The organism is Streptomyces sp. NPDC102258 (assembly GCF_055584685.1).
Window position 1 is genome coordinate 170,763 of record NZ_JBVJLO010000011.1, and the last position, 18,360, is coordinate 189,122.

14 protein-coding genes, 2 tRNA genes and 1 pseudogene are annotated in these 18,360 nt (G+C 74.0%); 13 read left to right on the forward strand and 4 right to left on the reverse strand.

All coding sequences use genetic code 11. The features are described 5' to 3' along the window. Positions 1–99 precede the first annotated feature (99 nt). The gene (locus ACZ6ZT_RS20340) at positions 100–1,749 is read left to right on the forward strand and encodes a long-chain fatty acid--CoA ligase (protein WP_469720912.1); all 1,650 of its coding nucleotides are present in this window, start codon (positions 100–102) and stop codon (positions 1,747–1,749) included. On the opposite strand, the gene ACZ6ZT_RS20345 is transcribed toward ACZ6ZT_RS20340, so the two are convergent. The 3 genes from ACZ6ZT_RS20345 to ACZ6ZT_RS20355 all read right to left on the reverse strand — a co-directional run bounded on the left by ACZ6ZT_RS20345 (position 1,750) and on the right by ACZ6ZT_RS20355 (position 6,291). After that, positions 1,750–2,325: an antibiotic biosynthesis monooxygenase gene (locus ACZ6ZT_RS20345; protein WP_469720913.1), complete on the reverse strand. Its 576-nt coding sequence runs from the start codon at positions 2,323–2,325 to the stop codon at positions 1,750–1,752. Between the two features lie 13 nt (positions 2,326–2,338). After that, the gene (locus tag ACZ6ZT_RS20350) at positions 2,339–5,746 is read right to left on the reverse strand and encodes a response regulator (protein ID WP_469720915.1); all 3,408 of its coding nucleotides are present in this window, start codon (positions 5,744–5,746) and stop codon (positions 2,339–2,341) included. 119 nt (positions 5,747–5,865) lie between these two features. Continuing rightward, entirely contained in the window at positions 5,866–6,291 is a 426-nt protein-coding gene (locus ACZ6ZT_RS20355) for an SSI family serine proteinase inhibitor (RefSeq protein WP_469721043.1), read from the reverse strand. A gap of 179 nt (positions 6,292–6,470) precedes the next feature. Between ACZ6ZT_RS20355 and ACZ6ZT_RS20360 the strand changes: the two genes are divergently transcribed. The 12 genes from ACZ6ZT_RS20360 to ACZ6ZT_RS20415 all read left to right on the forward strand — a co-directional run bounded on the left by ACZ6ZT_RS20360 (position 6,471) and on the right by ACZ6ZT_RS20415 (position 16,700). Then, positions 6,471–6,561: transfer RNA gene (locus ACZ6ZT_RS20360), tRNA-Ser, on the forward strand. A 247-nt stretch (positions 6,562–6,808) separates the two neighbouring features. Further along, positions 6,809–6,881, forward strand: a tRNA-Arg gene (locus tag ACZ6ZT_RS20365). Between the two features lie 110 nt (positions 6,882–6,991). Beyond that, the gene (locus ACZ6ZT_RS20370; RefSeq protein WP_469720917.1) at positions 6,992–7,357 is read left to right on the forward strand and encodes a PH domain-containing protein; all 366 of its coding nucleotides are present in this window, start codon (positions 6,992–6,994) and stop codon (positions 7,355–7,357) included. Between the two features lie 102 nt (positions 7,358–7,459). Beyond that, positions 7,460–7,894, forward strand: a complete 435-nt coding sequence (locus ACZ6ZT_RS20375) for an Lrp/AsnC family transcriptional regulator (RefSeq protein WP_469720918.1) — start codon at positions 7,460–7,462, stop codon at positions 7,892–7,894. Continuing rightward, on the forward strand, positions 7,891–8,772 hold the full coding sequence (locus ACZ6ZT_RS20380; RefSeq protein ID WP_469720920.1) for a DUF2797 domain-containing protein: 882 nt from the start codon (positions 7,891–7,893) through the stop codon (positions 8,770–8,772). The genes ACZ6ZT_RS20375 and ACZ6ZT_RS20380 overlap by 4 nt, the downstream gene beginning before the upstream one ends. A gap of 158 nt (positions 8,773–8,930) precedes the next feature. Beyond that, positions 8,931–9,227: an antibiotic biosynthesis monooxygenase family protein gene (locus tag ACZ6ZT_RS20385; protein ID WP_469720922.1), complete on the forward strand. Its 297-nt coding sequence runs from the start codon at positions 8,931–8,933 to the stop codon at positions 9,225–9,227. Continuing rightward, a complete protein-coding gene (locus tag ACZ6ZT_RS20390; RefSeq protein ID WP_469720923.1) occupies positions 9,211–10,104 on the forward strand; it encodes an amidohydrolase family protein in 894 nt (297 codons plus the stop codon). The genes ACZ6ZT_RS20385 and ACZ6ZT_RS20390 overlap by 17 nt, the downstream gene beginning before the upstream one ends. A 68-nt stretch (positions 10,105–10,172) precedes the next feature. Continuing rightward, positions 10,173–10,940, forward strand: a complete 768-nt coding sequence (locus ACZ6ZT_RS20395; RefSeq protein ID WP_469720924.1) for a response regulator transcription factor — start codon at positions 10,173–10,175, stop codon at positions 10,938–10,940. A gap of 5 nt (positions 10,941–10,945) precedes the next feature. Further along, a complete protein-coding gene (locus ACZ6ZT_RS20400) occupies positions 10,946–12,538 on the forward strand; it encodes a sensor histidine kinase (RefSeq protein WP_469721044.1) in 1,593 nt (530 codons plus the stop codon). A 25-nt stretch (positions 12,539–12,563) separates the two neighbouring features. Continuing rightward, positions 12,564–13,829, forward strand: coding sequence for a bifunctional glycosyltransferase family 2/GtrA family protein (locus tag ACZ6ZT_RS20405; protein ID WP_469720926.1), 1,266 nt, complete (start codon positions 12,564–12,566; stop codon positions 13,827–13,829). Further along, the gene (locus ACZ6ZT_RS20410; protein WP_469720928.1) at positions 13,826–15,955 is read left to right on the forward strand and encodes a glycosyltransferase family 39 protein; all 2,130 of its coding nucleotides are present in this window, start codon (positions 13,826–13,828) and stop codon (positions 15,953–15,955) included. Before ACZ6ZT_RS20405 ends, ACZ6ZT_RS20410 begins: the two co-directional genes overlap by 4 nt. A gap of 91 nt (positions 15,956–16,046) precedes the next feature. After that, a complete protein-coding gene (locus ACZ6ZT_RS20415; protein ID WP_469720930.1) occupies positions 16,047–16,700 on the forward strand; it encodes a TetR/AcrR family transcriptional regulator in 654 nt (217 codons plus the stop codon). 73 nt (positions 16,701–16,773) lie between these two features. Here ACZ6ZT_RS20415 and ACZ6ZT_RS20420 read toward each other — a convergent pair. Next, positions 16,774–18,342: pseudogene (locus ACZ6ZT_RS20420) on the reverse strand (MDR family MFS transporter); the annotation flags it as partial. Positions 18,343–18,360: the final 18 nt, after the last annotated feature.

The window sequence follows — 18,360 nt, forward strand, 5'->3', positions numbered from 1 at the left end:
GTTTGTACCCCCGGGTAGTGACATGCCGACCGGTATGTGCACAGAATCGGCAGCATCCGACAGCCGCCGCAGCGCCGCAGCGCTCACCGGGAGGACGCTTTGCTGAGCACCATGCAGGACGTACCACTCCTCGTCACCCGCATACTGCAGCACGGGATGACGATCCACGGGAAGTCCCAGGTCACGACCTGGACCGGGGAGGCCGAGCCGCACCGCCGCAGCTTCGCCGAGATCGGTACCCGCGCCCACCGCCTCGCCGGCGCCCTCCGCGACGAGCTCGGAGTACGGCAGGAGGACCGCGTCGCGACGCTCATGTGGAACAACGCGGAGCACGTGGAGGCGTACTTCGCGATCCCGTCCATGGGCGCGGTCCTGCACACGCTCAACCTGCGGCTGCCTCCCGAGCAGCTGGTCTTCATCGTCAACCACGCGGCCGACCGGGTCGTACTGGTCAACGGCACCCTGCTGCCGCTCCTGGCGCCGCTGCTGCCGCACCTGCCGACCGTCGAGCACGTCGTGGTCGTGGGCACCGGCGACCGCTCCCTCCTCGACGGGCTCGGCGTACGCGTGCACGAGTACGAGGAGCTGCTGGAAGGCCGCTCCGACCATTACGACTGGCCCGAGCTGGACGAGCGCCAGGCCGCGGCCATGTGCTACACCTCCGGCACCACCGGGGACCCCAAGGGCGTCATCTACTCCCACCGTTCGATCTACCTGCACTCCATGCAGGTCAACATGAGCGAGTCGATGGGCCTGACCGCCAAGGACACCAGCCTGGTCGTGGTCCCGCAATTCCACGTGAACGCCTGGGGCCTGCCCCACGCCACCTTCATGACCGGCATCAACCTGCTCATGCCGGACCGGTTCCTGCAGCCCGCCCCGCTCGCCGAGATGATCGAGCGGGAGAAGCCCACGCACGCCGCGGCCGTCCCGACGATCTGGCAGGGGCTGCTGGCCGAGGTCACCGCCCACCCGCGCGACCTGACCTCGATGAAGCAGGTCACCATCGGCGGCGCGGCCTGTCCGCCCTCGCTGATGGAGGCCTACGACAAGCTCGGCGTCCGGCTGTGCCACGCGTGGGGCATGACGGAGACCTCCCCGCTGGGCACCATGGCGCACCCGCCGGCCGGCCTGAGCGCCGAGGAGGAATGGCCGTACCGGGTCACCCAGGGCCGCTTCCCGGCGGGCGTCGAGCCCCGCCTCGTCGGCCCGAGTGGCGACCGGCTGCCCTGGGACGGGGAGTCGGCGGGCGAGCTGGAGGTGCGCGGCAACTGGATCGCGGGCGCCTACTACGGCGGAGCGAACGGCGAACCCTCCCGCCCGGCCGACAAGTTCAGCGAGGACGGCTGGCTCAAGACCGGCGACGTCGGCGTCATCAGCCCCGACGGCTACCTCACCCTCACCGACCGGGCCAAGGACGTCATCAAGTCCGGCGGGGAATGGATCAGCAGCGTCGAGTTGGAGAACGCGCTGATGGCCCACCCCGAGGTCGCCGAGGCGGCGGTCGTCGCCGTCCCCGACGAAAAGTGGGGCGAGCGCCCGCTGGCCACGGTGGTCCTCAAGGAGGGAGCCACGGCGGACTACGCCGCACTGCGGGCCTTCCTCGGGCAGTCCATCGCCAGGTGGCAGCTGCCGGAGCGCTGGGCCATCGTGGCGGCGGTGCCGAAGACGAGCGTCGGCAAGTTCGACAAGAAGGTGATCCGCAAGCAGTACGCCGACGGCGCCCTGGACGTCACCACCCTGGCCTGATCAGCCCCGCCACAGCCAGGGCCGCAGCAGCCGGCTGACGGCGGGCATGGCCACGTAGGTCATCAGGGTGCTGAAGACCACCGCGAAGGCGGCGGTCCGCAGGAAGAAGTTCACGTCGACCAGGTACGGCCCGAGCACCGCGTTGCCCGCCAGCGAGATCGGGAAGATGGCCAGCCCCGAACTGATCACCATCTTCCAGCGCGGCGGTGCGGCCCGGACCGTACCCGGCTTGGCGAACCAGGTCTCCATGCCGTGCAGTTCGCGCCGGGCTATCTCGGTGTGGTGGTGGCCCAGGCAGTTGGAGAACCACTGCGCCCGCTCCGGGGACTCCTGCCAGCGCTGGAAGGCGGCCTGGTCGCGGAAGCGGTGGACCAGGAACCACGGACCGCCGTCCGCGGCCGGCCGGAAGAGCCCGTACCCGAGGTGGCCGGGGAAGCCCGCGGCCGTCTCCAGGATGCCGTGGGCCCAGGCCTCGAAGGCCTCCTCGTGCCCGGCTTCGACCTGTCGCGCGATCAGCAGGTTCACCTCGCCGTTGTCGGCGGGGACGGAGTGCTCGGACGTGTTCGTGAGGGCCATCGGGCCAGGATGGCTAGTTGGTGCCGATCTTGGCCAGCAGGTCCACGATGCGGCCCTGTACGTCTGCGGTGGTGGCGCGTTCGGCGAGGAACAGCACGCTCTCGCCGGAGGCCAGCCGCGGCAGTTGGGCCGGCTCGATCCCGGCGGTCGTGTAGACGACCAGCGGGGTGCGGTTCAGCTGCCCGTTCGCACGCAGCCAGTCCACGATCCCGGCCCGGCGCCGCCGTACCTGCATCAGGTCCATGACCACCAGGTTGGGCCGCATCCGGGTCGCCAGCTCCACCGCGTCGGTGTCGGCACCCGCCCGCGCGACCTGGAGGCCGCGCCGCTCCAGCGCGGCGGTCAGCGCGGTGGCGATCTCTTCGTGCTCCTCGATCAGCAGCACCCGGGAGGGATGCTGCTCGCTGTCGCGGGGCGCGAGCGCCTTGAGCAGCACCGCCGGATCGGCCCCGTACGCCGCCTCGCGCGTGGCGTGCCCCAGCCCGGCCGTCACCAGGACGGGGACCTCGGCGGCCACCGCGGCCTGGCGCAGGGACTGCAGGGCGGTACGGGTGATCGGCCCGGTCAGCGGGTCGACGAACAGCGCGGCGGGGAACGCCGCGATCTGCGCGTCCACCTCCTCGCGGGAGTGCACGATCACCGGGCGGTAGCCGCGCTCGCTCAGCGCCTGCTGCGTCTGCGCGTCCGGCGCGGGCCACACCAGCAGCCGGCGCGGGTTGTCCAGCGGCTCGGGCGGCAGCTCGTCGTCCACGGGGGCGGGCACGGGGCGGTTGACCACCTCGACGGCCCCACCGGGCCCGTCCAGCGGCTCGGGACCCTCGGCGGAGCCCGCCTCGGGCGCCCCTATGGCGAAGGCGCGCCCCTGGGGGGCCGGTTCGGAGAGCCGGCGCCGCCGGCCGGAGCCGGAGCCGCCGCCGCTCGTGGCGCCGGCGTCGATGCTGATGCCCTGGCCCAGGGTGCCGAGCGCGCGCACGCTGATCGGCTGCGCCGCCCCCGCCGGGGCGTCGCCGGGCTGCCGGGCGGCGGGTACGGCGGCCTGACCGGGGGCGCCGTCGCCGTCCTCGGGGGCGGTCCGGGCCGCCGGAACGGGCCATGCGGGCGTCGCGGGCAGGGCACGCCGCCGCCCGGTCGGCGGTACGGCTTCCCCGTCGGCGGGGGCGGAGGTGGCGGCGGAGTCGGGGCCGGTCACGGGCGCCGGAGGTGCCGTTCGCTGGTCGGCGTCCGCGGGCGCGCCGAGGACCCGGCGTGCCCGGCGCCCGGCCGGCCCGTCGGCATCGGCGTCGCCCTCGGTCGTGGCCACGGGCCCCGCGGCGGCTACGGGCGCGGCAACGGACGGCTGCGGCCCGGCCGGCAGCGCGAAGCCGCCCTCGGGCGCGATCGGCCGCTGCGCGGCGGGAGCCGAGAGCCCTGCGGCGGGCACCGGCCCCGAGCCGGGGCGGGCCGGCGCGGCGGCGGACCCCAGGGCCCGGCGGCGTCCGGCGGGGTGCTCGGTCACCGGCACCGAGGGCACGGAGGGCACCGGCGCGACCGCCGGTACGGGCGGCAGCGCCGGCATCGCGGTGCCCTGCGGCGGCACGGGCCGCCCGGCGCCCGGCCGCACCGGTCCGAGGGCGGCGGCTTCGCTGCCGTCGCCATCCCGGCCCCGCCTGCGCCCGGTGCCCAGCCCGGCCGGGTTCACCGGGGACTGCGCGAGTTCGGCCGGCCCGGAGGGGACGTCGGCGGGGGGAACGTCGGCGGGGGTGCCGTCGGCGCGGCGCCGCCCGGACGGCAGCGCCAGCGCGCCCCCGCCCTCGGGGGCCTTCGCCCGGTCGCCCTCGTCGTCCAGGAAGGCGTCCACCCCGCGCCGGGCCCGCCGCCCGCCGGGACCGGCCGCGGGACCGGCCACCGGCCCCGACGGGCCGGCTCCGCCCGCGGCCGCCGCGGGCTCGGGCTCCGCTTCCGGTTCCGGCTCGGGCAGGGTCACCGTTCCGGCTCCCGAGCCGAGCGGCAGTTCCAGTACGTACGCCCCACCGGGTGCGCCCGGTACCTCCACCGTCTGCAGGACCCCGCCGTGCGCGGCGACGATGCCCCGCACGATCGGCTCGTGGACCGGGTCGCCGCCCTCGTAGGGGCCGCGCACCTCGATCCGTACGACGTCACCGCGCTGCGCGGCGGCCACCACGATCGTGGAGTCCATGTAGCCGCTGCCCTGGGGGGTCTTGCCGGTGGCGTCGACCCCGGCGACGTCCGCGACCAGGTGCGCGAGGGCGGTCGCGATGTGCCGGGCGTCCACCTCGGCCTCGATGGTCGGGGCGTGCACGGCGAACTGCGCCCGCCCGGGGCCGATCAGCTCGACGGCGCCGTCGATACCGGCCGCGACGACCGTGTTGATCAGGGCGTTCTTCTTCCGGAGCTTCTCGGTGCCCGCGTCGAGACGCTGGTAGCCCAGCACGTTGTCCACCAGGGTGGTCATCCGCGAGTAGCCGGCCGCCAGATGGTGCAGCAGCTGGTTGGCCTCGGGCCACAGCTGGCCCGCGTCGTCGGCGGCCAGCGTGGCCAGCTCCCCGCGCAGCTCCTCCAGCGGCCCGCGCAGGGACTCGCCGAGGACGGCGAGCAGCTGGGCGTGGCGTGCCGCGAGGGCGTCGTAGGGGCGCCGGTCGGTGAAGGTCATGACGGCGCCGACCAGCAGCTCCCCGTCCCGTACGGGCGAGGTGGTCAGGTCGACGGCGACGGGCTGCCCGGCCTTGTTCCACAGCACCTGGCCGCGGACCCGGTGCTTGCGTCCGCTGCGCAGGGTGTCGGCGAGCGGGGACTCGTCGAAGGGGAAGGGGGAGCCGTCGGCGCGCGAGTGCTGGACGAGCCCGTGCAGCTCGCGGTTGCCGAGGTCGGTGGCGCGGTACCCGAGGATCTGCGCGGCGGCGGGGTTGACGAGCACGACCCGGCCGTCGGTGTCCGTACCCACGACGCCCTCGGCGGCGGCGCGCAGGATCATCTCGGTCTGCCGCTGCGAGCGGGCCAGCTCGGCCTCGGTGTCCACGGTTTCGGAGAGATCCCGTACGACGAGCATCAGCAGTTCGTCGCCGGTGTAGCCGGGCTGGGGCTCGCGGTAGGCGTCACGGCCGTCGAGATGGGCCGCGGTGACCTCGACGGGGAACTCGCTGCCGTCGGTGCGGCGGGCGGTCATCCGCTTGGGCCGGGGCCGGCCGTCCTCGTCGTCGCCCGGACGGCGCATCGATCCGGGGATCAGCTTCGAGTCGAACTCGGGCAGCAGATCCAGCACGCCGCGGCCGACGAGTCCCGTGCCGGGACTCTCCATGACCTCAAGCGCGATCGAATTCGCGTTGACGACCGTGCCGTTGGCGTTGACGAGCAACAGCGCGTCCGGAAGAGCGTCGAGTATTGCTGCGAGGCGAGCAGCGCCTCGGGATGGCCTGCTGCTCACGACGAGCTTCCTCCCTGACCACGACTACCGGCATGTCACGGGAGGAGTCTAAGGGCACCGTCCCGCGGGGCGGTGGCGGATGGACGGGGGAAACCGCGCATCCGCCACATCTGCCCAGGTCAGGAACGCGCACTCGGAAGCACAGGTTCCAGGTCGTTCCACCTGCTGATGTCGCATCCGTTCTTCCGCCGGAAGGTGCTGTCCACCTTCTGTCCGTGCCAGGTTCCGGTGACGCGGGCAGTGGCGTTCCCCCCGTCCTGGAAGGTGCACATCTGCCGCCTGGGCTCGGGGGCGAAGGGGTTCTTGCCCTCCCTGGCGAACTCATCCAGACGGGCGCAGGCCTTCTCGGCCTCCGGGTGATCGCCGCCGACGGGGCGGCACTCCAGCCGGTACTCGCCGTCGACCTGGCGGTTGCCGGTGGCGGAGATGGCGATGGTGAGGCGGTCGGGGGAGGACAGCAGCCGTCCCAGGGGCAGCGGTGGCAGTGGTCCGGCCGCCGCGGCGGCCAGGGCGGAGGTGACGGCGAAAGCGGCGAGACGCAGCATGGGGCACTCCAGGTCGTCCGTACGACGTACGCCCTCACCAACGAGGAGCACGGCCCGACGTTGCGTCGGCTTAAGCCTTTGCCCTGCGACCCCGGCTCCTTGTACCGTGGAGGCGGATTGGTGAGCGGCCCCGCGCCTGTGTCATCATCTGCACGCACCTTCGTACGCGAAGGTGTGCTGGAGGCGTCGCCTAGTCCGGTCTATGGCGCCGCACTGCTAATGCGGTTTGGGGCTTACACCCCATCGAGGGTTCAAATCCCTCCGCCTCCGCACTCACGAAGCCCCGGTCCCACGGACCGGGGCTTCGGTGCGTCCCGGCCCGACTGGCCCGGCCCTCAAGGTTTCGAATCCCCCCAGCGGGGTAACCGCCCCGCCCCCCAGACACCCCCCGACGATCTTCGTCGAACCTGTTTCCGCAGGTCAGACGGGTCGGAGCTAATGGATTTCGCGTCCCGCCGAGGTCCATGTATTGTTGTTCTCGCAAGGCCAACGGGGCGCAAAACCCCGGGAAGCCCAAGCACTCGTAGCTTAACGGATAGAGCATCTGACTACGGATCAGAAGGTTGCAGGTTCGAATCCTGCCGAGTGCACAGCCGAAAGAGGCCCCCCGGTTCGCCGGGGGGCCTCTTGCGTTGTGTTGACATCGGCGTGGTTAGCCTTCGAGGGGTCCGGTGGGTTTGACGCTTTCGAGGGGGACTTCGTGGGGTTGTTCGGGAACGCGCATCATGTTGATGCCGGGTCGGCGCAGCGGGACTTCGCGCGGTTGTTGGGGGACGGGGAGCGGGTGCATGCCGCGTACCTGTTGATCCGGGACACGATCCTGTTCACCGACCGGCGGCTGGTGCTGGTCGACAAGCAGGGGCTCACCGGGAAGAAGGTGGAGTACCACTCGATCCCGTACCGGAGCATCACGCACTTCTCCGTGGAGACGGCCGGGCACTTCGACCTCGACGCCGAGCTCAAGATCTGGATATCGGGTACGCCGGCGCCGATCGAGAAGACCTTCACCAAGGGCGTGGACATCTACGAGGTGCAGGCGATCCTCACGCAGTTCGTCGCCCGGTAGGGCGGTCCCGCCGCATCCCGTTCGGTGTGATCACGGCGGCGCGGGGCCGGTACCGTCTTCGCACGAGCAGCCGTGGGCCGTGGGCCCGGGGAGGAACACCGCGTGGACGACATCGACCGGGCGCTGGTGCGGCGTCTCCAGCAGGACGCGGGGCAGTCCTACGCCGCCCTCGGCGCGGCCGTGGGGCTGTCCGCCGGGGCGACCCACGAGCGGGTGCGCAAGCTGCGCGAGCGCGGGGTCGTCCGGCGGACCACCGTCGACGTGGACCCGGCCGCCGTGGGCAGCGGGGTGCTCGCCTACGTCATGGTCGAGTCCCGCGCCTGGGTGGGGGACTCCCGGGACGCCTTCGCGGCCATCGCCGAGATACAGGAGGCGCACGTCATCGCGGGCAGCGCCGCCGTCCTCGTCAAGGTGCGCACGGCCACCACCGGGCAGCTCCAGGACGTACTGCGGCGCCTCTACGCCATCGACGGCGTCAGCGGTACCCAGGCCACCGTCGTCCTGGACACCTTCTTCGAGCGGCCCCTCCCGCTGTGAGCTGGCGCAGCACCGGGCTCCGGTGGAGCGACGGGCACCCCGCCCTGGGCTGGTACGGCCCGCGGGGCCAGGAGAGCGCGAGCCGGCTCGCGTACGGGGTGCGGCTGGGCTTCACCGTGGACGGTGAGCGGCGCTGCCTCGGCGTGCGGCGCGCCGGGAAGCGGACGCCGTGCCCGACGGCGCGGACCGTGCCGGGCCGCACGGGCAGGGCGCAGTGCCCCGAGTGCGCCCGCCTCGACCGGTCCTTCTCGGTGGCCGCCGACACCAACGCCGCCGACCCGCGCACCTACCGGGTGTACCTGGCGTGGTTCGGGCCCGGCCTGGTCAAGGTCGGCATCACCGCCGAGGAGCGCGGCCCGGTCCGGCTGCTGGAGCAGGGGGCGGTGACCTGGGCCTGGCTGGGGCGCGGGCCGCTCATGGCCGCGCGGCGCACCGAGGAGCTGCTGCGCGCCGCCCTCGGGGTGCCGGACCGGATCGCGTACGCCCGCAAGCGCGCCGTACGGGGCCACCTGCCGCCGGCGCCGGAGCGGGCCCGGGAGGTCGCCGGGCTGCACGCGCGAGCGGCCGGGCTGCCCGGCTGGCCGGAGTCGTTGGAGCGGGTGGGCTGCGAGGTCACCGACCACGCCACGGTGTTCTGGCCGGACGGGCCGCCCGTCCCGGCCCGGACGGTCACCGAGCTGGTGCCCGGCGGGACGGTGGCGGGCGTGCTCGTCGCGGCGGCCGGGCCGGACCTGCACTTCGCGGACGGGCTGGTGGTGGACACCCGGCTGATGGCCGGCTGGGGACTGGGCGTCGCGGCCGCCGAAGCGGTCACCGACGTGCCGCTCGCGGAGATCGCCCCGGTGCTTCCGGCGGCGGAGCAGGACGGACTGTTCTGAGCCGACTCCGGCGGTGCGGCGGCGCGCGCCGGAGCAAGGTCAAAACTTGGATCCCTTCGGGCGCGCGGGGGCGTTCGCGGTGGACACGCCTGGGCCCGCCCGCCGAGGGTGGGGGCATGACCACGCAACCCGTTCAGGCCTTCGAACCGCCTTATGTCATGGCTGTGTTCAGCAACGTCCGCACCGCCGGGGACGAGGGGTACGCCGAGACCGCCGACCGGATGGACGAGCTGGCCGCCGCCGTCCCCGGCTTCCTCGGCCAGGAGTCCGCACGCACCCCCGGCGGCCTCGGGATCACCGTCGCCTACTTCCGCGACCACGACGCGCTCGGCGCCTGGCGGCAGGACATGGAGCACCGGGCTGCCATGGAGCGGGGCCGCGCCGACTGGTACGAGGGCTACACCCTGCACGTCGCGACCGTCGAGCGGAGCCACGGCTTTGTCCGCAACGGCTGAGGCGGTCCGTGCCTTCCGGGAACGGCTGGGGCTGCCCGGACTGGTCGACGTCCACACGCACTTCATGCCCGGCCGGGTCCTGGAGAAGGTCTGGGACTACTTCGACGCCATCGGCCCGCTCACCGGCGTCGCCTGGCCCATCACCTACCGGCACGAGGAGGAGCAGCGGGTCGCGCTGCTGCGCGCGTTCGGGGTCCGCGCCTTCACCTCCATGGTCTACCCGCACAAGCCCGGCATGGCCGCCTGGCTGAACTCCTGGGCCACGGAATTCGCCGCCCGCACCCCCGACTGCCTGCACACCGCCACCTTCTTCCCGGAGCCGGACGCCCCGGAGTACGTCCGGCGGGCCGTGGCGGACGGGGCCCGTGTCTTCAAGGCGCACATTCAAGTGGGCGCGTACGACCCGAACGACGAGCTGCTCGACGCGGTGTGGGGGCTGCTCGCCGAGGCCGGGATCCCCACCGTGATCCACTGCGGCTCGGGGCCGGTCCCCGGCAAGCACACCGGCCCCGGGCCCGTCGCCCGGCTGCTGGAGCGCCACCCGGGCCTGCCGTTGATCGTCGCCCACCTGGGGATGCCCGAGTACGCGGACTTCCTCGACCTCGCCGGCCGCCACCCCGGCGTCCGCCTCGACACCACGATGGTCTTCACCGACTTCGCCGAGCGGCTGCGCGGCTTCCCGCCCGGGGAGCTCGGACGGCTCGCCGACCTCGGCGACCGGATTCTGCTCGGCACCGACTTCCCGAACATCCCCTACCCCTACGAGCACCAGCTGGAGGCACTCGAACGGCTCGGCCTCGGCGACGACTGGCTGCGGGCCGTCTGCCACGACAACGGCGCCCGTCTGTTCGGCCTCACCACCCCTCCCGCAGCCTGAGGACGTTTCTCAGGAGATTCACAGGAAGGGGCAAGAACGCTCTCAGAGGCGGCGGCCAGCGTGAGGTCATGACCGCGACGACCACCTCCCACGCGTCCACGTCCACCGGCACCCCGACGGCCCTGGTGCGGCCTGACGGCGGACCCTGCCGGGTCCTCGTCGTCGACGACGAGGCCTCGCTGTCCGAGCTGCTGTCCATGGCCCTGCGCTACGAGGGCTGCGAGGTCCGCAGCGCCGGTGACGGCGCCGGCGCCGTCCGCGCCGCCCGGGAGTTCCGCCCCGACGTGGTGGTCCTGGACATCATGCTCCCCGACATGGACGGCCTGGCCGTGCTCGGCCGGCTGCGCCGCGAGATCCCGCAGGTCCCGGTGCTCTTCCTGACCGCCAAGGACTCCGTCGAGGACCGGATCGCCGGTCTGACGGCGGGCGGCGACGACTACGTCACCAAGCCCTTCAGCCTGGAGGAGGTCGTCGCCCGGCTGCGCGGCCTCGTCCGCCGCTCCGGCGCCGCCCAGGCCGCCCGCGGCGGATCGGTCCTGGCCGTCGGCGACCTGCGCCTGGACGAGGACAGCCACGAGGTGGTGCGCGGAGACCAGGAGGTCCACCTCACCGCCACCGAGTTCGAGCTGCTGCGCTACCTGATGCGCAACCCGCGCCGGGTCCTCAGCAAGGCGCAGATCCTCGACCGGGTCTGGTCCTACGACTTCGGCGGCCAGGCCAATGTCGTCGAGCTCTACATCTCCTACCTGCGCCGCAAGCTGGAGGCGGGCACCGGCCTGCCCCCGATGATCCACACCCGGCGCGGCGCCGGATACCTGATCAAGCCGGCCGAGTAGTGGCCCTGCGCCCGCCCCGGATCCGCCGGCGCCCCTGGTCCCTGCGGACCCGGCTCGTCGTCTCGGCGGTGGCGCTGATCGCCGTGGTGGGCGCGGCCATCGGGACCGTCACCACCCTCGCGCTGCGCTCGTACCTGGTCGACCGGCTCGACGAGCAGCTCGGCGTCTCCGTGGACATGGCCGTACGGGGGCCCGGCGCCGGGAAGGCGGCCCGCGAGAACAGCATCGGCTTCGTCCTGGCCCCGGGAAACCCCACCGGGACCGCCGGGGTCCGCATCGGCTCCGACGGGAAGGTGCTGGCCTCCGGCCTCAGCTCCTCCGGCGACGGGTCCCCGCTCGACCACGTCCGCCCCCTCGGGCAGGCCCAGACCGGCGCCCTCCTCGCCGTCGCCCGCCGCAGCGCCCCCGGCAACCCCGGGGCGGCCGGGTCGGGCGAGGGGGCCGGCCCCGGCGGACGGGGCGGAACGGGCAGGTCGGGCGGAACGGTCGAGGCGGACCTCCCCGGACTCGGCGCCTACCGGGTGCGCGTCTCCCCCGACGGCGGCCTGGTCCTCGCCATCCCGCTGCGGGACGTGAACCGTACGGTGGGCACCCTCGTCGGCGTCGAGGTCTCCGTCACCCTCGCCGGGCTGATCGCCGCCTCCCTCGCCGGACAGGCCCTGATCGGGGTCGCCCTGCGCCCGCTGCGCCGGGTCGCCGCCACCGCCACCCGCGTCTCCGAACTCCCCCTGCACAGCGGCGAGCCCGCCCTCCACGAACGGGTCCCCGACGCCGAGGCCGACCCCCGCACCGAGGTGGGGCAGGTCGGCGCCGCGCTCAACCGGATGCTGGGCCACGTCTCCTCCGCGCTCACCGCCCGCCAGCACAGCGAGATGCGGGTCCGCCAGTTCGTCGCCGACGCCAGCCACGAGCTGCGGACCCCCCTCGCCTCCATCCGCGGGTACGCCGAACTGACCCGCCGGGGACGGGAGGAGACCGGCCCCGACACCCGCCACGCACTCGGGCGGATCGAGTCCGAGGCCACCCGGATGACCGGGCTCGTGGAGGACCTGCTGCTGCTCGCCCGGCTCGACGCGGGCCGCCCGCTGGACACCGGCGACACCGACACCGACCTGGCCCCGCTCGTCGTCGACGCCGTCAGCGACGCCCGGGCCGCCGGCCCCGGCCACCACTGGCGCCTCGACCTGCCCGCCGAACCCGCCCCGGTACGCGCCGACCCGGCCCGGATCCAGCAGGTCCTGGTCAACCTCCTCGCCAACGCCCGCACCCACACCCCGCCCGGCACCACCGTCACGGCCCACGTTTCACGTGAAACATCCGCCGTCCGGCTGCGGATCGAGGACGACGGGCCGGGTATCCCGCCCCAGCTGCTGCCCCACGTCTTCGAGCGCTTCGCCCGCGGCGACGCCTCCCGCTCCCGCGCCGCCGGATCCACCGGCCTCGGCCTCGCCATCGTCGAGGCCGTCGTCGGCGCGCACGGCGGGCGCGTCGACGTACGCAGCCGGCCCGGACACACCGCCTTCGAGGTGCTGCTGCCGCTCTCCGCCGGCCCGGCCGGGGACTCACAGAGGGGCCACAGGCACACCACACAGCGGTGACAGGGCGCCCCGCGAATCTCGGGGCATGACAACCGACACCTCTCCCGGAGCCCTCCCGGCCCGGGCGCCCCTCGCGCCCCTGCCCGGTGTGCCCGTACTCGATGTGGTGATCCCGGTCTTCAACGAGGAGGAGGACCTCGGCCCCTGTGTGCGCCGCCTCCACGCACACCTCGCCCGTACCTTCCCCTACCCCTTCCGCATCACCATCGCCGACAACGCGAGCACCGACCGCACCCCCGAGATCGCGGCGGCCCTCGCCACCGCCCTCCCCGAGGTGCGCGCCACGCGGCTGGAGGAGAAGGGCCGCGGCCGCGCCCTGCGCACCGTCTGGGGCGGCTCGCAGGCGCCCGTCCTCGCCTACATGGACGTGGACCTCTCCACCGACCTGAACGCACTGCTGCCCCTGGTGGCCCCGCTCATCTCCGGTCACTCCGACCTGGCCATCGGCACCCGGCTGGCCCGCTCCGCGCGAGTGGTGCGGGGCGCGAAGCGGGAGTTCGTCTCCCGCGCGTACAACCTGCTGCTCCGCTCCTCGCTCGCCGCCCGCTTCAGCGACGCCCAGTGCGGCTTCAAGGCCATCCGCCGCGAGGTCGCCGAGCGGCTGCTGCCCCTGGTGGAGGACACCGGCTGGTTCTTCGACACCGAGCTGCTGGTGCTCGCCGAGCGGGCCGGGCTGCGGATCCACGAGGTGCCGGTGGACTGGGTCGACGACCCCGATTCCAGCGTCCACCTCGTCCGCACCGCCACCGAGGACCTCAAAGGGGTCTGGCGGGTGGGCCGCGCCCTGGCCGTCGGGGCGCTCCCGCTCGACCGGCTCGCCCGCCCCTTCGGCGACGACCCGCGCGACCGGGGCGCGCTGCCCGGGGTGCCGCGCGGCCTGGCCCGGCAGCTGCTCGGGTTCTGTGCTGTCGGCATCCTGAGCACCCTGCTCTACCTGCTGCTCTACTCCGCCCTGCGGCAGGCGGCCGGCCCCCAGGGCGCGAACGCGGCCGCGCTGCTGCTGTGCGCCGTCGCCAACACCGCCGCCAACCGCCGGCTCACCTTCGGGGTACGCGGGCGGGCCCGGGCGGTGCGCCACCAGGCCCAGGGGCTCGTGGTGTTCGGCATCGGGCTGGCCCTGACCAGCGGGTCGCTCGCCGCGCTCGGAGCGGCCACCGCGGAGCCCGCCCACGGCACCGAACTGGCCGTCCTGATCACCGCCAACCTCGCCGCCACCGTGCTGCGCTTCCTGCTCCTGCGCGCCTGGGTCTTCCCCGAGCGCGCCTCCGCGACCACCGAGGAGGGTCCGTGACCACGGCCGCGTTCCCGCTCCACCCGCCCGCCGCCCCCCTGCCCGCCGCCGTCCGCGCCACGGACGCCCGGCCCCGCTGGGAACGGCCCGCGTACACCGTCCTGCTGCTGGCCACCGCCCTGCTCCTGCTGTGGGACCTGGGCTCCTCCGGCTACGCGAACTCCTTCTACTCCGCCGCCGTCCAGGCCGGCTCCGAGAGCTGGAAGGCCTTCTTCTTCGGCTCGTCCGACGCCGGCAACTCCATCACCGTCGACAAACCCCCGGCCGCCCTGTGGCCGATGGCGCTGTCGGTACGCCTCTTCGGACTCGGCTCCTGGCAGATCCTCCTCCCGCAGGCCCTGATGGGCGTCGCCACCACCGCCGTCCTGTACGCGGCCGTACGCCGCCAGTTCGGGGCGGCGGCGGCCCTGCTGAGCGGGACCGCCTTCGCCCTGACGCCCGTCGCCGCGCTCATGTTCCGCTTCAACAACCCCGACGCGCTGCTGACGCTGCTGCTCACCGTCACCGTGTACTGCGTCCTGCGCGCCCTGGAGGGAGCGCACACGCGGTGGCTGCTCTGGGCCGGGGTCGCGGTGGGGCTGGGCTTCCTGACCAAGACCCTCCAGGCGTTCGTCATCCTGCCGCCGCTCGCCGTCCTGTACGGGGTCTGCGCGCCGACGCGGCTGCGCCGCCGGCTGGGGCAGCTGCTGGCGGCGGCGCTGGCCGCGCTGGTGGCCGGCGGCTGGTGGGTGGCGGTGGTGGAGCTGTGGCCCGCCACCTCCCGCCCCTACATCGGCGGCTCGCAGCACAACTCGTTCCTGGAGCTGACCCTCGGCTACAACGGCCTCGGCCGGATCAGCGGTGATGAGACGGGCAGCGTCGGCGGCGGGGCGGCCCGCGGCGGCGGGGCCGGCGGGCCGGGGGGCGGCGGCTGGGGGGAGACCGGTATCGACCGGTTGTTCTCGGACAACATCGGTGGCCAGATCTCCTGGCTGCTGCCCGCGGCCCTGGTGTTCCTGGTGACCGGGCTGGTCATGACCTGGCGGGCCCGGCGGGCCACGGACTCGCTGGAGGGGATGGCCCGGGCGGCCTTCGTCGCCTGGGGCGGATGCCTGCTGATCACGGCGGTGGTGTTCAGCTGGATGCAGGGCATCTTCCACGAGTACTACACGGTGGCGCTGGCGCCCTTCGTGGCGGCGCTGGTCGGCATGGGCGCCGCCGTGCTCTGGGAGGAACGCGGTGGGCGGGCCGCCGCGCTCACCCTGTCCGGAACGCTCGCGCTGACCGCGTGGTGGGCCTTCGTCCTGCTCGGCCGCTCCACCGGGTACCTGCCGTGGCTGCGCTGGACGGTGCTGGCCGCCGGCCTGGGGGCGGCGGTGGCGCTGCCGTTCGCCGCGCGGGGGAGCCGCCGGGTGCTGCGCGCGGTGGCCGCCGTCGGCCTGGGCGCCGCGCTCGCGGGGCCGTTCGCGTACTGCCTGACCACCGTCGCCGCCGGGCACACGGGTTCCATCGTGACGGCCGGTCCGGCGGTGGCGGGCGGCCGGGGCGGGTTCGGGGGCCCGGGCGGCGGCGGTGCGCCGGGCCGGTTCGGCCCGGCCGGGGAGGCCCCGCCGCAGGGCGGAGCGCAGGGCGGGGCCGGCGGCGCGGGGATTCCGGGCGGCGGCTTCGGCGGCCCCGGCGGAGCCGGACTCCCGCCGGCCCAGGGCGGTCGGACCGGCCGCGGCGGACCCGGCGGCCCCGGTGGCATGGGCGGGGCCGGTGGGCTGCTCGGCGGGACCAAGGTCAGCGCCGCCGCGACGACCGCGCTGCGCGCCGCCGCCGACCACTACACCTGGGCGGCGGCGGCCATCGGCTCCCAGAACGCGGCGAGCTATCAGCTGGCCTCGGGCGCCCCGGTGATGCCGGTCGGCGGGTTCAACGGCAGCGACCCCTCCCCGACCCTGGAGCGGTTCCAGGCGTACGTGAAGGCCGGGCGGATCCACTGGTTCATCGCCTCGGGCGGCGGCGGAACGCGCGAGGGCGGCGGCGGACCGGGCGGGGCGGCGGGCAGCGCCATCGAGAGCTGGGTGAAGGGGGCGTTCCAGGCCACCACCATCGGCGGGGCCACCTTCTACGACCTGACGGCGCCTTCGGCCGGCCCGTCCTGATCCCACCGGGACGGGCGGGCGACCCCCTAGCATCAAGAAGGCGGACCGGGCATTCCGGGTCTGATCCCCTTGTGGCGAGGAGGGTGCCTCCATGGCGACCGAGGCCGATCCGGGCGGGACCAGGACCAGGACCAGCGTGTGGCTGGCCGCCAGACCCGCCGCCCACGCCAGACGCCGCAGCGAGGCGCCGTCGGGGCTGGACCGCGACCGGATCACGGCCGCCACAGTACGGCTCCTGGACGCGGAAGGGCTGCACCGGTTCTCCATGCGGCGCCTGGCCGCGCAGCTCGGGGTCACCGCCATGTCCCTGTACTGGTACGTGGACACCAAGCACGATCTGCTCGAACTGGCCCTGGACAGTGCCCTGGGCCGGCAGCGGCTGCCCTCCGGACCGCCCCGGGACGAGGGCTGGCCGGGCCGCCTGCGCAGTCTGGCGCGCGGGTACCGGCGGCTGTTGGCGGAGCATCCGTGGGTGGCGCCGCTGAGCCTGGCCTACCCGAACATCGGCCCGCACGCGCGGGCCTTCGACGCCGCCCTCCAGCGGCTGCTGGACGCCGCCGGCCTGCCGGATCCCGGCCGGGCCGGCGCCCACCTGGCGGTCTCCCAGTTCCTGCACGGCTGCGGCGCGACGGCGCGCCGGGCCCCGGAGGCCGACTTCGGCCTGGCCCTGGACGTCCTGATCGCGGGCATCGCCGCCCAAGCCGAGACCAAAGCCGAAGCCGCCTCCGAAGCCCGCCCGGCATGACGACGAAGGACGCGCGGGCGGGGCGTTCGTACCGCCCCGTCCACGCGTCCCGGAAACACGCGCCCTACCGGCCCGGGACCTGCGCCGCGACGGCGTCCGGAGCCGCCGCCGTGGACCCCTCGGCGGCCGGGGCGTGCGCGGCCGGCCTCGACTTCAGGGCGACCTCCTTGATGAAGACCACCAGCACCAGACCGAGCAGCGCGAACGGCGCCGCGTAGAGGAAGACGTCGCCGACGCCGTGCCCGTACGCGGACTCGATGACCGTACGGAACGGCGCGGGCAGCTTGGCGAGGTCGGGGATGCCGCCCCCGGCGGTGCCGCCGTGGCCCATGGCGGCGGCCTTCGGGCCGAGTTCCGCCAGGCCGTCCTTGACGTAGGTGGTGACCCGGTTGGCCATGACCGCGCCGAGCGCGGAGACGCCCACCGCGCCGCCGAGCGAGCGGAAGAAGGTGACGACCGAGCTGGCGGCGCCGAGGTCCCCCGGGGCCACCTGGTTCTGGGTGGCGAGGACCAGGTTCTGCATCATCATGCCGAGACCCAGGCCGGTCAGCGCCATGAAGATCGCGATGTGCCAGTACGCGGTGTCGTAGCGCAGGGTGCCCAGCAGTCCGAGTCCGGCGGTCAGCAGGACGCCGCCGGAGACCAGCCACACCTTCCACCGGCCGGTCTTGGTGATGATCTGGCCGGAGACCGTCGAGGAGACGAAGAGGCCGCCGATCATCGGGATGGTGAGGATGCCCGACATGGTGGGGGACTCGCCCCGGGCCAGCTGGAAGTACTGGCTGAAGAACACCGTGCCGGAGAACATCGCGATGCCGACGAAGAGCGAGGCGGCAGAGGCCAGGCTGATGGTCTTGTTGCGGAAGAGGCGCAGCGGGATGATCGGGTCGCTCGCGCGGGACTCGACGAGCAGGAAGAGCAGGCCGAGCGCGACGGCGCCGCCGACCATCGCCCAGGTCTGCCAGGAGATCCAGTCGTACGAGGTACCGGCCTGGGTGACCCAGATCAGCAGCAGGGACACGGCGCCGCTGATCAGGAACGCGCCGAGCCAGTCGACCTTGACCTCGCGGCGGACCACCGGGAGCCGCAGGGTCTTCTGCAGGACGATCAGCGCGATGACGGCGAAGGGCACGCCGACGTAGAAGCACCAGCGCCAGCCGAGCCAGTCGGTGTCGGTGATGACGCCGCCGAGGAGCGGGCCGCCGACGGTGCCGACGGCGAAGACAGCGCCGAGGTAGCCGGAGTAACGCCCGCGCTCGCGCGGGGAGATCATCGCGGCCATCACGATCTGGGCGAGGGCGGAGAGGCCGCCGACGCCGATGCCCTGGACGACGCGGCAGGCGATGAGCGTGCCGGTGTTCTGGGACAGGCCCGCGACGACGGAGCCGAGGACGTAGATGACCAGGGATATCTGGACGAGCAGCTTCTTGCTGAAGAGGTCGGACAGCTTGCCCCAGAGCGGGGTCGCGGCCGTCATCGACAGCAGGGCGGCGGTGACGACCCAGGTGTAGGAGGACTGGGTGCCGCCGAGGTCGCTGATGATCTTGGGCAGGGCGTTGGAGACGATCGTGGAGGACAGGATCGCCACGAACATGCCGAGCATGAGCCCGGACAGCGCCTTCATGATCTGGGCGTGGGTCATGGGCGCGCCGTCGGTCGT